This window comes from Thalassospira sp. SM2505 (assembly GCF_054901115.1).
In genome coordinates this window covers 684400-699010 of record NZ_CM142731.1, presented here as the reverse complement: position 1 = coordinate 699010, position 14611 = coordinate 684400, and the positions used below count along the sequence as shown (strand labels likewise).

Here is a 14611-nt window from a genome sequence, read left to right as displayed (position 1 = left end):
GCCCAAACAGGACCTAACCAGAACGGATACCCAGATGAGCAGTCAGTCGAACATTCTTGGAACCGCCTTCATGCCCGGCAGTCTTGTGACCTGGCTAAAGCGCAGCGGTTTGCGGATTTGCGGCCTTGGTCTGGTGTTTCTGGCCATTGCCCTGTTCATCATGCTGATTGGCTTCCATCCGGGCGATCCGTCCTTTAATCATGCAACCGACCGCGGCCCCATTTTCAACCCGCTGGGTGTTATTGGCGCTTATGGCGCGGATCTGATGTTGCGCACCCTTGGTCTGGCGTCGGCCCTTCTGAGTGTTCTGATGCTTGGTTGGGGCTTGCGTCTGATTGCGGTCAAACCGTTTAGCTGGATGTGGGTACGGTTTCTGGTTCTGCCGCTGGCCTTGCTTCTGGTGGCGATTTCGGCAGCGGCCATTCATCCGGGCATGCACTGGCCGCTGACCGTGGGACTTGGCGGTTTTGCCGGTGATCTTCTTCTTGCGAAACTGCAGACCGGATTTGCCATGATCGGCGTACCGGGTGCGCGCGCAATCATTGCCTTGGCCTCAATGCTTCTTGGCATGGCCCTGACCATCTTTTGCATGGCCTATTCGCTTTCGGATTGGGCTCGTCTGGGCGGTATTCTGTCCTTTACCGCAGGCAAGGTGATTGCGGGTATCCGTGCCGTCATTCCGACCGGCAGCAACGATGAACCGGTTGCCAAACGTGCACCGGGATCACGTCAGGAACCGTCGCTTGATAAATCGAAATCCAAACTGGGTTCTGTTATCTCCACCCGTCGTTCCGAGCCGAAAATGGAACCGGACGATGACGGAGACGACGCGTTTGACGATGATGATGGTATCGATCACGAACCACCTGTTCACATTGTCGCCGCCCCGGCAGCCAAGCTGCAGCCGAGCCCGAAGGCCGCAGCCCAGCGTCAGGCATCCTTTGATCTGGGATCGGACGAATATCGTTTCCCGCCGCTTGATCTGCTTGGTGAACCCGATCCGACCGATGCCAATCAGATCGATCAGGAAGCCTTGGCACAGAATGCCCGTCTGCTTGAAACCGTGCTTCAGGATTTCGGCGTAAAGGGCGAGATTGTTCAGGTTCGACCGGGCCCGGTTGTAACACTGTACGAGCTTGAACCGGCAGCCGGTGTTAAGTCTTCACGCGTCATTGGCCTTGCCGATGATATCGCCCGCTCCATGAGTGCGATTGCCGCCCGTGTTGCCGTGGTGCCCGGACGCAACGTTATTGGCATTGAGCTCCCAAATGCACGGCGCGAAACCGTACATCTGCATGAAATCCTGGCCTCCAGCGATTTTGAAAAGAACACCGGCAAACTGAATATGAGCCTTGGCAAGGATATTGGCGGCACCCCGGTGATTGCCGATCTTGCCAAGATGCCGCACTTGCTGATTGCCGGTACGACCGGCTCGGGTAAGTCGGTCGGTGTGAACGCAATGATCCTGTCATTGCTCTATCGCCTGAAGCCCGAAGAATGCCGCTTCATCATGATTGATCCGAAGATGCTCGAACTGTCGATTTATGACGGCATCCCGCATCTTCTGACCCCGGTTGTGACCGATCCGCACAAGGCAGTTGTTGCCCTGAAATGGGCGGTGCGCGAAATGGAAGACCGGTATCGCGCCATGAGCCAGGTCGGCGTGCGTAACATTGCAGGCTATAACAAGCGCATCAAGGAAGCCGCAGCCAAGGGCGAGCAGCTTACCCGTCGTGTTCAGACCGGCTTTGACCCGGAAACCGGCAAACCGATCTTTGAAGATCAGGAATTGCCGATGGAACCACTGCCATTTATCGTCATCATCGTGGACGAAATGGCCGACCTGATGCTGGTGGCGGGCAAGGATGTCGAAGCATCGATCCAGCGTCTGGCACAGATGGCCCGTGCGGCGGGTCTGCATCTTATTATGGCGACACAACGCCCGTCGGTTGACGTGATCACCGGTACGATCAAGGCCAACTTCCCGACACGTATTTCCTATTCCGTGACCTCGAAAATTGACTCGCGCACCATCCTTGGTGAAATGGGTGCCGAACAGCTTCTGGGTCAGGGGGATATGCTTTACATGGGTCAGGGCGGTCGTTTGCAACGTGTCCACGGCCCGTTCGTCTCGGACGAGGAAGTCGAAAGCATCGTCAAGCATCTGCGCGATCAGGGCGACCCGTCCTATCTTGAAACCGTCACCGAAGAACCCGAAGAAGACCCGATGGCCGCCTATATGGGTGGTGGCAATGCCGGTGCAGGCGGCGGATCGGATGATGATCTTTATAATCAGGCCGTCGGCATTGTCCTGCGCGAGAAAAAGGCATCTACAAGCTTCATCCAGCGCAAACTTTCAATCGGCTATAACCGTGCCGCGCGCATCATCGAACAGATGGAAGAAAACGGTGTGGTTTCCGCTGCCAACCATGTCGGCAAGCGTGAAGTGCTGATGGAAAATATGGATGGCAGTCCTTACGAATATTGATCGGGATAAATCCCGTTTTCCATAGACGTGCCAACAATAAAAGGCAGGCTGAAATTCAGCCTGCCTTTTAAAATGTGTATCTTCCGATATTCAATATACGAAACCGGTTAAGTGACCAGAAAATTTGCACCCCCGAACAAGTCGCGGCCCTGATTTCCCGATCAGTTAATGGTTATCCGCAACGAAGTCCCATTCCCAAAGACCCGGCAGCCGCACTGATTTCAAGATCAGAACGAGGTACTTCGTGACACAGTCCCATACTATTTGATCCGGCAGCCGCAAGGATATCTGAATCACCATTCGACACGCCGCAAGCCCCGCCGCCATAGGTGAATGCCGCTGCTTCCATGCCGGAATCTTCGTTTATCCCCGCCTCCAGGGACAGAGCAATTGCCCCGCCGTGGGCCATCCATGCCGCCATCGAGCTCCGGCTCACATCTTCCATCCGTTCCATGTTCACTATCCCTGAATATTGTGAATAAAAATCGCCTCAGGATTGAATATTAACAAACACAAATTGTCAACGAGTACAGATCAAACCAGAGAATTTGTTTCATTTTCAACAAACTGGCTATGGCCTGAAGTTGTGTGCCATCAATAGGAAGGAAGGCAGGCCATTGCGGACCTGCCTTCCTGATACCGGACATGTAACCGTGGGTATTGCGAACCCTCAATTCTTCGTGCATGGCACATCTCATAGCCATTGCACACTGCCTTTATCAAAGGCAGTGCAATTGCCGTCAAATGCAACTGTGTAGCTTGCCGAAGCTGTTACTGACCAATGCTGTAACAGGTTTGTGGTGAGCGCGTCAGCATGGCAGACTGCAATTCCTGACCCTGATCAATGCAAACAGGGAATTGCTGCGAATACTGGGCAGCCTGAATTTCATGCTCGATACAGAACGGAAAATGACCGGAATATTGTCCATTCGCCATTTCCTGATCGATGCTGTAGCAGGTCTGAGGCGAGCGCGTCAGCATAGCTGACTGCATTTCATCGCCCTGATGATCATCGGCATTGGCAACCGGCGTCGCAATCGCACCTCCGGTTTGGGCCCAGATATCCATCGGACCTGTCGTCACGTTTTCCATACGGCTCATACTCGTGTTCCCTGTTTTTTTTCGAAAGCAGACGTGCATTTTGATTGAATGGCAATTCCGTAAATTAGTCAAATGGTTGCGGCAACTTCTGGTGATAAAACTGACAATATCCCCAACTTTGTGACGCAACAGAACACGGGATGGTTTCCTGATCACGGAGATCGATGCAACAGTCAACACATCCTGAATGGAAAAAGGCGGGCTCAAAGTGACCCGCCTTCTCTATCATTTCAAAACTGTCGGGCGCTGACTACCAGCCCTATGTGCCGGGCCCAAGACCACCGATGGTAATTGCAGCAGCTTGAAGCTCGGCTCAGTACTTGGAAGAATACCCACGCCCAGCCGTAAATGTCGTGGCCTAACGTTCGATGGAACAAGCTATGCGAATACCCATAGTCAGCGCAGCCGAACTCAGTTCTGCACCCAGACCCAAACAAACTGTGCCAATTGTAATGGCGGCAGCATTCATTTCCAGAGCCGGTTCGTGCGAGAAAATTGCATCAGCGGTATAGGCAGCAGCATGCAATCCCTCGTCGGTGGCAATCGCTGTTTCCGTCATGCCGACAATAGCACCACCCGATTGTGCCCAGGCATCAAGGGACGTTGTTGCAGCAATATTCATCTGCGTCATTTTCTGTTCTCCCAAAGGAACTCGTTAAACACAACGAGGGAAATTAGAGATTTGCAACCGAACAAAGTCAACCGGGGATTTAACTCTCACACTCCGGACAAACACCAAAACCAATACGAAAAATTTATAAATCAGCAACTTGCAGAGGGAACCTAAACAGAAGGGCAGATCAATCTGCCTGTCTTTTCTGAAATCTTTCCGCCGAAAGCACCGCCCGTAACCAGGGGGCTTCATGCGGAAAAATCCCAGTTTCAGGCTTGATGTCACGATATGGTTTCGAAACTTGGAACAAAAAAACGGGCTCAAACGAAGAGCCCGTTTTAAACGCAATTTCAGACCACGGGTCCGCTCTCAGGTATCCTGCAGGAATGGCACCAAAAGTAACGAGTCACCTGTGTCAATTTCTGCCAGCTGCTGTTAGTTACCAGCCGCCACGGCACTGAATCGAATGGGTATATGCTGCCGACTGCAGCTCGGGCTCCCAACCGCCACCGCCGCGACACACAGCAATCGAAGGTCCTGCTGCGTTCAGTTCAGGTTCCCAGCCACCACATGTAAAACCAACGGTAACCATAGCTGCATTTAATTCTGTCTCGGTTGCCGGTGCACAAACCCGGGCGAAGCTTGGCTGCGCACTTGCAAGGGTTGCGTCTGTTGAGCCGGAAATATCTGTCATCGCACCGTTGAAAGCACCACCTGACTGTGCCCAGACATCAAGTGACGTGCCCGTCGAAACTTGGTTCATGGTCATTGACCGTTCTCCCGTAGAAATTCAATAAAGTCAGCCCATTGAATTAGCTACCCGCCGCAGCCCAATGTCAATTAAAGATTTAATTGCATCTATACACATCACCCAAAGGGAACATCATGCAAGCAGAAGAACCGGCCTGACCTTTGGCGGTGAACCAATTTCCAGCAAAGCCTGTCCGATCCCCGAAAGACCCTGCATCAGACCGTGCTGAAGCATGACATCGCTGGCTGCCAATCCGATCTGCCCGCTATCAAGCCTTGAAATCCATGCCAACAGACGTTGATTAAACACCGTCTCAAGATTATCGGGGCCCAATCCCATATCCATTGCATAGGCCAGCATGGAAAAACGTCCGGCATGGCCACAACACAGATTATCGCGCCCACCGTCGGGTACCGACAATGTCGCAGCAATCGCCATATCAATTTCAGCCCGGATCATCGGATCATCAAGGATATGCAAGGTCGCCATTCTGGCAAAACCGATGCCAACTGCACCATGGCACCATTGCACCGGATCAACCCGATTTGCATCATCCCGAAGATCCGGCCAGCCTTTCAGGTCAGGATCAAACAACCCTCTTTCATAGGCCAAGCCACTGTTGGCAAGATCAAGGAAAGCTTTGTCGCCTGTCGCCTGATAAAGTTTCAAAAGAGCATAAACGACGCCCGCAGCCCCATGCGACATCCCCGCAAGTGTGGTTGATGAAACGCTTTTCCACATCGTCGGATTTTCGGGGAAATGCCGGCCACACCGGACAGCACGTTCAAGCACCCCGGAATTCCCCGTCGCATCATAAAGTGCCAACAAAACAAGGATCGCCCCGGCCGAGCCACTAATCACATCCAACGCCTTGTCTGATGCAATTGCCTGATCATCAAGCCGTGCACATAGTCGAACCGCGTCTTCAAGCAGGTCCGGCATTTCAAGAAGATCCGCACATCGCGTCAGAACATAAACAAGTCCGGCAACACCTTCGAATCCGCCGATTGCCGTGACCGGCCTTGGCATTGTACTGGCATTTCCCAAGGCCATTTGACGCGGGGCTTCCAGTGTCGCCACGGCCAGATCGCGCCATTTCCCCACAGGATCAACACCGTAACATTCAGCAAAAAACAGTGCCTGTCCCGCTGTCCCGCCATAGAGCCCCTCATCCATGACCCGTGCTTCAAGGCCCTTGCCATCACCGGTAATATCAGCCGTTATCCAGCTGGCACTTCCATCCATCATGATGGCCTGAGATGCCACAATATCGGCAATTTGAAATGCCTTGGTTCGGGCCACATCCTTGATGTTCTCGACCGTCTTGTCATTTTGCCAGGGACGGCGCGATGGCAGGAAAGCTTGTGAGGTTGCCAGGAAAGATTGCCGAATAATTGCCCGTTCCTGCGCAGCATTGCCGGTCACCAGATCAATACGCGTTTCGATGGTTGGCAAAACCGACCGTTGCGTCAGTTGATCGGTCAGAAATCGGCCATCAGCCCAGATACCATCCTGATCGGTTTTTCCGGTAAATAGCGGAACGTCCAGACGGGCCAGAGCTGTTCGTTCAGCCCCAAGCAATGCCCATCCCGGATAATTTTCCAGATCCCAGCGCGCCTTGCGACACAGCCGTTCGAAATTCAGGCTCCAGACAAACCCGTCCTGCTGGTTTTGTGGCTGGCGCGATGCCCGTTCAAGCTCCTGATAATAGGCTGTCGGGCGCAAGACATGACGGATTGTTGCCCCGGCAAAAGCGGCAAGCGGACCATCACTGGCAACCAGTTCGTCCTTGTGAGCACTCAAAAAGGCAACCGCATCATCAAAACCCGACAAAACATCGTCAAGGAAGTCGGCTATATCGGGGGCTTTGCCACCAATGGTCAGTGCGATCCCCGAAAGCAATTCTTCACGTTCGACCTGATCAAGGACCATCTGATCCTGATTGATGTGACGCAGGGTGGGAACTTTGACCATGCATGTTTGCGCCACCGCCAGTCCGCCATCGTCAATCCAGTGGCCCGCAATATTTTTACGTTTGGGTAACAGGCCGACCGCATTCACGCCACCATCAAGGCGATGTTGTGCCAGTTCCTTGGCGTGCAAGGCGTGATCGGCCCCGTAAAACAACCGCAGTTCCGGCTGAAACAGGGTTTCAAGGTCAATAACAACCGGGCGCCCATCCGCAATCAGGAAATTTTCATGATGCATGTCACTGCCCTTAAGACAGTACATCAATGCCAGTAATTGCCCGGCCGCCCGATAGAAACCCGATCCCTGATCCTGTGAAAGATCGGCATTGGCTTTGACAAAGCCCATCCAGCCATACCCGTCGCGCGCCCAGGTCTTCGGGGCGCAAAGACGAATATCGGAACCGGCCTTTTCAAACCAGTCTGACAGCTCCTTCCATGCGCATTCTGCGTCAACCGGGCGGGGCTTATAGACAATTTTGGCATCATTTTCGAAGGTCAGGATAAGAACCGTACGACCATGATTATGCGGATCAGAAATACCCGCCGTAATTTTGGCGACCTTCCGGGCATCCGCCAGCTCAGGGAATTGTCCGGCCAATGCAGGAAGATCGTTTTCAAGCCGTTCAAGGAATTCGCGCGTTGCCCCGATCCAGTGATCCGTCACGGTTGCCAGAATCCGGATCAGAACCGGACGCGCCGCAATCAGGTTACGCAACGGACCACTGCATAACGCCGTTTTGAATGCACCATATACGCCGGTTCCCGCCGCCTGATCGGGTGCGATACCGACTGCCTGACGATAGCTTGTGAAACTTTCGAAAAAGGCACCTTCGGCAAATTTCGACAGACGACTGACAAGCCCGAGGGTCAGGTCATCCTGTGCCTGTAATGTCAGGGGACTTGGTGCCCGGTCACCAAGCATTCTTTGCGCTTGCACCACCGCAGGCCAGATCAGATCAGCAAATGGTACTGTTTCAGCGATATCGCTTGGGCATTCTGTATCCGTGCCCTGCCCGCCTGCCATCATTGCATCGAGAAACCAAATTGCCGTCGGAACCCAATCTGGTAACGCTTCGCCGTCCCTTAGACGAACATTGCCCAGAAACGGTGTAACATCACGTTCACTCAGCCCATCGCGCGCAAGCCTGCGTGTAAACAGATCATGGTCACCATTGCTGGCAAATTCACACCATCTTTTCAGATATTCAGCCTGAGTTTGATCTGTCGTGACTGACGAACCGTCCGTCATCGAATTGTCTGCAGGAACCGGAACGTATTTTCCCGACAACCTTTCATCAATCGTTGCCGCCCGTGCAACGATTGTGGTCCAAAACGGATCGGTTTCCATCAGTTCCCCTTGACCTTTACGCGATTTAACGCCCTGATAGTTCAAGCTTAAGTCCAAATGACCCGCAAGAAAAGTTTTGTGAAACATGTACTTGGTTCCGATCACAAAAGAAAACATTGAACGCTATATCGCGTTCCGCCTTGCAATCTCGGATGAGGAACAAAGGAACTATTTCGCCAGTATCGATTTGGCAGCTGTCATTTTAGCCAATGGCAATGAATACGCCTTGCAGGACGAAAGCGGACGGATCCATGCATGGGTCATCATCTCGCGAAAACCGGGCCCCGGAGATAGTCTTCTGGTACTGTTTTCGATCGAGATTGCCGAAAAGGATTCTCGGAAACTGACCGAATGTCTCCATCAGGTTTTGGAAAAAGAAAACGGCCGCCTTGCCAGTCACGACACCCGCTATCGCATCTATAACCCGCCCGAAACCGTGTATGTTAAAGCCGATATGGAAAACTGGGGATTTGCTGAAGTTCCCGGAAGTTTCCGATATGAACGTGCCCCGGGCGCCCCGCGCGCTGGCGAGTTTCCCCATGCAGATCGGGCAGTCGAAAAAGGCTATGAGACGATCCTGCTTGATGATGCCTATATCAAAAAGCATCCCGATATTTTCGAAACCCTTGCGGCCATTTTCAACCGGGCTTTCGAGAACCGGGCTTCGGTCAACCAAACCACCGCAGAGCGATTCGAAACCAACTACAACAAGGAAAATAACGGCATGATCATCGCCAAGCTTGGCGATGAAGTCACTGGCTGTATTACCTTGACCCATATGGGAAATTCGGTGCTTTCACCGCAATATTGCTGTCTGCGCCGTCATTGGGGTACGGGATCGGTTGACCTGATGTGTCGCCATCTTGCCGAGTATGTTGCGAAACGGTGGAATGTTCCGATCATTGGCTATGCCGAAGTAAACAATGCCGCGTCATGGAAGGCACTTGAACGCTTTGGCCTGACACGGGTTGAACAATATATGGTGTGGGAACGGGTCGTTGCAGCCGGTGAACGTTTCAAGATTTGATCGTCTGAACGACCCGGGAAATAGCAATTTGTCCCTTTTCCATCCCGGAAACAAGACCTTTCATATCGCCAGAATCAAGGATTTTCGCAGGCTTGAAAGGTGATCTTCTTTTTCCTCACTTTAATAATTTTTATTTTAAGTATTTGGCATAGATCAGTGCAACCATTCCCCGAATCCGCGAAATAACCTGCAACTTTTCAATTTTGTTCCGTGCATTTCACCAGAAATGCGACACATCGCCATTGGAATAGGTGCCAAATGAAGTTGTCTGATTATTCGTTCGCGTGGAAGTTGCGCGGTGTAATTATACTGGTTGCCATCGCACTGGTCGTAATGGCGGTCATTAATCTGATGTCCTTGCATGGTACCATGCTCGGCGACCGACAGGTCACACTGCGCTACACAGTGGATCAGTCGGCCAGTATTCTTGAAGATTTCGCCAAGCGCGCAAAATCTGGCGAGCTTTCAGACGACGAAGCCCGCACACACGCCCTTGAGATCATCTCTGCCCAGCGATTTGACGGCGACAATTACGTATTTGTCACCGATCTTGATGGCACGATGGTCATGCATCCTATCAATCCGAAACTTGCCGGGAAAAGTGCGGGGACAGTCAAGGACCCGACGGGCGCAACACCGGTTGCCGACCTTGCCAAAGCCGCCAAAAACCCGGATGGTGGCTTTGTTTCCTATGTCTGGCCGCATCCAAGCACCAAAAACAACGAACCCAAGCTGGCCTTTGCCAAAAAAGTTGATGGCTGGGACCTTGTTGTCGCAGCGGGCATTTATACCGATGATGTCGAAGCCGCATTCTGGTCACGGGCCCAGACCGATATCCTTACGCTGGTCGCGATGATGATCGTCATTGGTGGCCTTGGTTTTGCGGTTGAACGCAGCACGACCGAGCCAATGCGCAACATCACTGCAGCCCTGTCACGTCTGGCCGATGGTGACTTGTCAGTTGAAAACAACGCCATCGAACGCAAGGACGAGATTGGGGATCTTGCCCGCGCACTTGAAGTATTCCGCGCCAACCGTGAAGAAGCCGACCGCCTGCAGAAGCAACAGGATGCAGCAAACGCAGCCCAACTCGCTCGGGCCAAAAATGTCGATAGCCGGATTGCGCTGTTTGAACACGAAGTTGAAAGCAACCTGACCACAGTGAATGCCGCGCTTGATCAGCTGCGCAGCACGGCCACCAGCATGGCCGCACAGTCCGATCAAACCACGGCTCAGGCAGCCAATGTTGCCGCCGCGACCGAAGAAGCCGCAACCAATGTTGATACCGTGGCGTCGGCTGCCCAACAGCTTGCCGCCGCGATTGATGAAATCACCATCCAGGTTGCGCGCAGTTCCGATATTGCCCAGTCCGGTGCGAACGAGGCCGATGACGCCAGCGCCATTTTTGCCGAACTGGCCAGTGCATCGGACAAAATCGGTGAAGTCGTCGAACTGATTCAATCAATTGCTGAACAGACCAACCTGCTGGCCCTGAACGCCACCATCGAAGCAGCACGCGCGGGTGAAGCCGGCAAAGGCTTTGCAGTGGTTGCCGCCGAGGTCAAAAACCTTGCGAACCAGACAACCCGTGCAACCGAAGACATTGCCGGTCATATCAATGGCATTCAGGACAGCACCCAGGGTGCCTTGGGCGCAATCGAACATCTGTCATCGCGGATGAAAGAACTCAATGAAGTTGCGGGCGGGATTGCTGCTGCCGTAAGCCAGCAGGATGCCGCGACCGGCGAAATTGCCCGCAACGTTTCCGAGGCCGCATCTGGTACCAAGGAAGTTGCCATCAACGTGGACGGCCTGCGTCAATCAGCAGAGGATGAGCGTCATGCATCGACCGATGTTCTTACCGCATCCAACAGCCTGAGCGACAAATCACAAACGCTTCTGGTTCAAATCAAGCAGTTCCTTGAAGACATCAGGGCAGCCTGATCACCTGTGAATGCATTAAACCGGGTTAATATGAAAAGCGGTCTGAAAATCCAGACCGCTTTTCTGCTGTAATCAGAAGTCAATACCGTCCGAGCTGTCCCTGAGCTTGCACGGATTAAGGGTGAAAGCAACTCGGTACACGGGTTGGAAGCGCTGCAGAAATTTCATAATCCTGCATATCGCCTTGATCCCCACGAGCAGAAGTATCCTCAAGTGACTTGGCACCACCTGATGCCTGCCATCCCGCCAATTTCTCAGGCTCCAAAGAAGTTACGTTTTTCATCTGTTCAACCCCTGATAGATGCGGTGAGAGTGCCGCAATTGATGGATAACCGGTCAATTTTGATAATTAATGATTGATAAGTAAAGAGCGCAGAGAAATCATAAATACTCACATCACCGTAACGAACTGACGTCCGCCTTATACTGTGATTCGTGAAGGGCACCGATCTGTTGTGCAACAACGGAATGCAGCATTTACCCCGGCAAACATTATGACAAACGACCTTTCGAAACGGTGTTTCCTGATCGTGCTGTCCTTGACCTTTTGGCTGATTACCGCCCAGATATCCTGCAAGTTTGTTGTAAACAGGAACCGGAAAAACCAAGCATCATGCAGTTTGTTGCTGTCACGAAAGACAATATAACGCCTTATGTCACGTTACGTCGCGAAATCGCCGGCGAAGAAGAGCAGCAGCAGTTCCAGACGACTGATTTGGCTGCGGCCATTCTTGATAAAGGCGAGGAATATGCTCTTCTTGATGACGATGGCGTGATGCAGGCTGCTGTTTCAATCCGGAACGGAAACGCCCTCGTTAACGATCGTTGCATCATGATTTCGGTCGAAGCCAGAGACAAGACACCAAAGACAGAGTTCAGAATGCTGTGCAAAGTTCTTGCCGCGACTGCACAAGATATTGTCGAATCTGACACGCTCTATCGCGTTTACGACCCGATAGGATCAGCCTTTCCAAAAACGGATATGATGGAAATAGGGTTTTGCGAAAACGTGGCGAGCTTTCGCTATGAAAGAAAACCGGGACCACCTCAGCCCGGCGAGTTTCCTCATGCCGACCGCGCGACAAGGCGTGGATACAGATCAGTCCTGATAGACGACGATTATGTCGCATCTGATCCCGATATCTTTGAAAAGCTTGCCGATATTTATAATCGTGCCTTTTCCGGTTGCGATCTCGTGCGCCCAACAACACCGGAACGGATGCGCAAAAGTTATGACACCGAGGCAAACAAGACAATCATCGCCAAACTTGGCGATGAAGTAACAGGAAGCATTATGCTCACCAATCTGGGGAGTTATGTTCTATCCCCCCAATATTACAGCCTGCGCCGTCACTGGGGGACAGGATCGGTTGATCTGATGTGCCGACACACCGCCGAGTTTGTTGCGAAACACTGGAACCTACCCATCGTTGGATATGCCGAAGCCACAAATGCAGCATCCTGGAAAGCACTTGAACGGTTCGGACTGTCCAGGGTCGCCGAATATTGCGTCTGGGAGCGCAAGGTCCTAGCAGGAGAACGACTGACTGTCTGAACCGTTGTTACCGTCGAGGTCAAAAACCTTGCCAGCCATAGCAACGGCCTTCAGGGCAGTATCCAAAGAGCCTTGGGCACAATCGAACATCTGTCATCGCGGATAAAAAACGTCATAAGGTTGCGGGTGGGAATGCTGCAACAGGCGAGATCGCCCGCAACGTAGTCCGCTTGCTTCAATCAGCAGAGGATGCGCGTCATGCAACAACCGATGTTCTCACCATATCCAACAGCCTGAGCGACAAATCACAGGCATTGCTGACCCAGATCAGGCTATTTTTTGAAGACATCCGGGCCACCTGATCGCATTGGCTCAGAGCAGGCCAAATTTGAAGGAGGGCTGATCAAGTCCGCCTTTTCCATGACTTTCACTTGACCTCGAAACCCGTTAACGTCTTGATAGATAATCACTGATTCCATTTTCATCAAAAGAGTACATCCGTGACCCGTACGCTTCTTCCAGTCTCTCCGGACAATGTAAAACGCTTTGCCGATCTGCGCCGGACGGTCAGCACGGAAGAAGTCCGAAATTACATGGCCACTATTGATTATGAGGCCGTCGTCCTGCGCGAAGGCACAGATTACTTCTTTGAAGATGATGCGGGACAAATGACGGCGGCCGTCTCGATTGTCCGCAACAATGACAAGACCGACACCCCGAATATTCTGATTTCGGTTGATGTGCTGCAAAAGGATCCCCGCACCCTGACTGATGCGGCTTGCGACGCCTTGCGATCTGTCGAGGACACCTACGAACAATCGACAATCATCAAACTGATCCCGCCTGAAGATGTAGCGTTTGTCGAACAGGACCTTCAGGCACTTGGTTTTGAAAAAAAAGCCAGCAACTACCGATATATTCGACCGGCAGGACCGGTAGAACCCGATCAGTTTCCCCATGCGCAACGCGCCCTGGACAAGGGATACACATCCATCATTCTTGATGATGATTTCATCAAGAAAACGCCCGATATCTTTGAACAACTCACCGACATCCATAACCGTGCTTTCGCCAGTTGGGAAACAACGGTACCGACCGCACCGGAACGCATCCGTGCCCTTTATGAAGGTGGTGCCAATGTGTTTTTCATCGGCATGCTTGGTGATGAGATCGTTGCCAATGTGGTCAGCTTGAATCTCGGCGCGCATGTTCTTTCGCCACGTCTTGCGACCTTGCGCAAGCATTGGGGCAGCGGCGTTACCGACCTTGTATCACGTCATCTGATTAACGATGCTGCCAAACGCTGGAATCTTCCGGTTTTGGCCTATGTTGATGCACGTAATGCCGCATCATGGAAAGCGCTTGAACGATTTGGATTCGAGCGCGTCCATGAAACGATCCAATGGGAACGGCACATTCCAGCAGGCAACCCGTTTCGAATTTGACTGGAACGTGGCCATAAAAAAAGGCGGGCCATATCAGCCCGCCTTTTTGAATTCTGTGATCTGAGGATCAGATCGACTGGTTGATCCAGTCAACAAGTGCGCTTTTCGGCAACGCGCCGACTTTCATCGCCGCAACTTCGCCGCCCTTGAAGATCATCAGGGTCGGGATGCCACGAACACCGTATTTCGCCGGGGTGTTCGGGTTTTCGTCGATATTCACCTTGGCGATCTTGAGCTTGCCGCCCAGTTCACCGGCGATTTCATCGAGATACGGCGCAATCTGTTTACACGGACCGCACCATTCAGCCCAGAAATCGACCAATACCGGGTCGTTGGAACCCAGAACGTCGGAATCGAACGAACCGTCGGAAACTTTAATCGTGGTCATACTTTCAGATCCTAGTTGTTACGAGGCAAGGGGTATTCCCC

General features: G+C 52.5%; 12 protein-coding genes. 5 read left to right on the top strand and 7 right to left on the bottom strand.

All coding sequences use genetic code 11. The features are described 5' to 3' along the window. Positions 1 to 34 precede the first annotated feature (34 nt). Entirely contained in the window at positions 35 to 2488 is a 2454-nt protein-coding gene (locus ACTU44_RS03195) for a DNA translocase FtsK (protein ID WP_462096649.1), read from the top strand. A gap of 172 nt (positions 2489 to 2660) precedes the next feature. Here ACTU44_RS03195 and ACTU44_RS03190 read toward each other — a convergent pair whose 3' ends face one another. The 5 genes from ACTU44_RS03190 to lanM all read right to left on the bottom strand — a co-directional run bounded on the left by ACTU44_RS03190 (position 2661) and on the right by lanM (position 8271). After that, positions 2661 to 2942 (bottom strand): hypothetical protein, encoded by a 282-nt coding sequence (locus tag ACTU44_RS03190; protein ID WP_336079932.1) that lies wholly within the window; start codon positions 2940 to 2942, stop codon positions 2661 to 2663. Positions 2943 to 3259: 317 nt separating this feature from the next. Continuing rightward, positions 3260 to 3589 (bottom strand): hypothetical protein, encoded by a 330-nt coding sequence (locus ACTU44_RS03185; protein ID WP_462096648.1) that lies wholly within the window; start codon positions 3587 to 3589, stop codon positions 3260 to 3262. 358 nt (positions 3590 to 3947) lie between these two features. Beyond that, positions 3948 to 4220, bottom strand: a complete 273-nt coding sequence (locus ACTU44_RS03180) for a hypothetical protein (RefSeq protein WP_462096647.1) — start codon at positions 4218 to 4220, stop codon at positions 3948 to 3950. Positions 4221 to 4641: 421 nt separating this feature from the next. Beyond that, the gene (locus ACTU44_RS03175; RefSeq protein ID WP_114096576.1) at positions 4642 to 4971 is read right to left on the bottom strand and encodes a hypothetical protein; all 330 of its coding nucleotides are present in this window, start codon (positions 4969 to 4971) and stop codon (positions 4642 to 4644) included. A gap of 114 nt (positions 4972 to 5085) precedes the next feature. After that, positions 5086 to 8271, bottom strand: coding sequence for a type 2 lanthipeptide synthetase LanM (gene lanM / locus ACTU44_RS03170; RefSeq protein ID WP_181850141.1), 3186 nt, complete (start codon positions 8269 to 8271; stop codon positions 5086 to 5088). 91 nt (positions 8272 to 8362) lie between these two features. Here lanM and ACTU44_RS03165 point away from each other — a divergent pair, with 91 nt between their 5' ends. Then, a complete protein-coding gene (locus tag ACTU44_RS03165; protein ID WP_462096646.1) occupies positions 8363 to 9298 on the top strand; it encodes a GNAT family N-acetyltransferase in 936 nt (311 codons plus the stop codon). Positions 9299 to 9556: 258 nt separating this feature from the next. Next, positions 9557 to 11242, top strand: a complete 1686-nt coding sequence (locus ACTU44_RS03160) for a methyl-accepting chemotaxis protein (RefSeq protein ID WP_462096645.1) — start codon at positions 9557 to 9559, stop codon at positions 11240 to 11242. 115 nt (positions 11243 to 11357) lie between these two features. On the opposite strand, the gene ACTU44_RS03155 is transcribed toward ACTU44_RS03160, so the two are convergent. Further along, entirely contained in the window at positions 11358 to 11525 is a 168-nt protein-coding gene (locus ACTU44_RS03155; protein ID WP_336079927.1) for a hypothetical protein, read from the bottom strand. A 330-nt stretch (positions 11526 to 11855) separates the two neighbouring features. Here ACTU44_RS03155 and ACTU44_RS03150 point away from each other — a divergent pair, with 330 nt between their 5' ends. Both ACTU44_RS03150 and ACTU44_RS03145 read left to right on the top strand, forming a co-directional pair. Further along, positions 11856 to 12797, top strand: coding sequence for a hypothetical protein (locus tag ACTU44_RS03150; RefSeq protein WP_462096644.1), 942 nt, complete (start codon positions 11856 to 11858; stop codon positions 12795 to 12797). Positions 12798 to 13237: 440 nt separating this feature from the next. Further along, on the top strand, positions 13238 to 14182 hold the full coding sequence (locus ACTU44_RS03145; protein ID WP_336079925.1) for a GNAT family N-acetyltransferase: 945 nt from the start codon (positions 13238 to 13240) through the stop codon (positions 14180 to 14182). 67 nt (positions 14183 to 14249) lie between these two features. On the opposite strand, the gene trxA is transcribed toward ACTU44_RS03145, so the two are convergent. After that, entirely contained in the window at positions 14250 to 14570 is a 321-nt protein-coding gene (gene trxA, locus ACTU44_RS03140; RefSeq protein WP_101246499.1) for a thioredoxin TrxA, read from the bottom strand. Positions 14571 to 14611 lie beyond the last annotated feature (41 nt).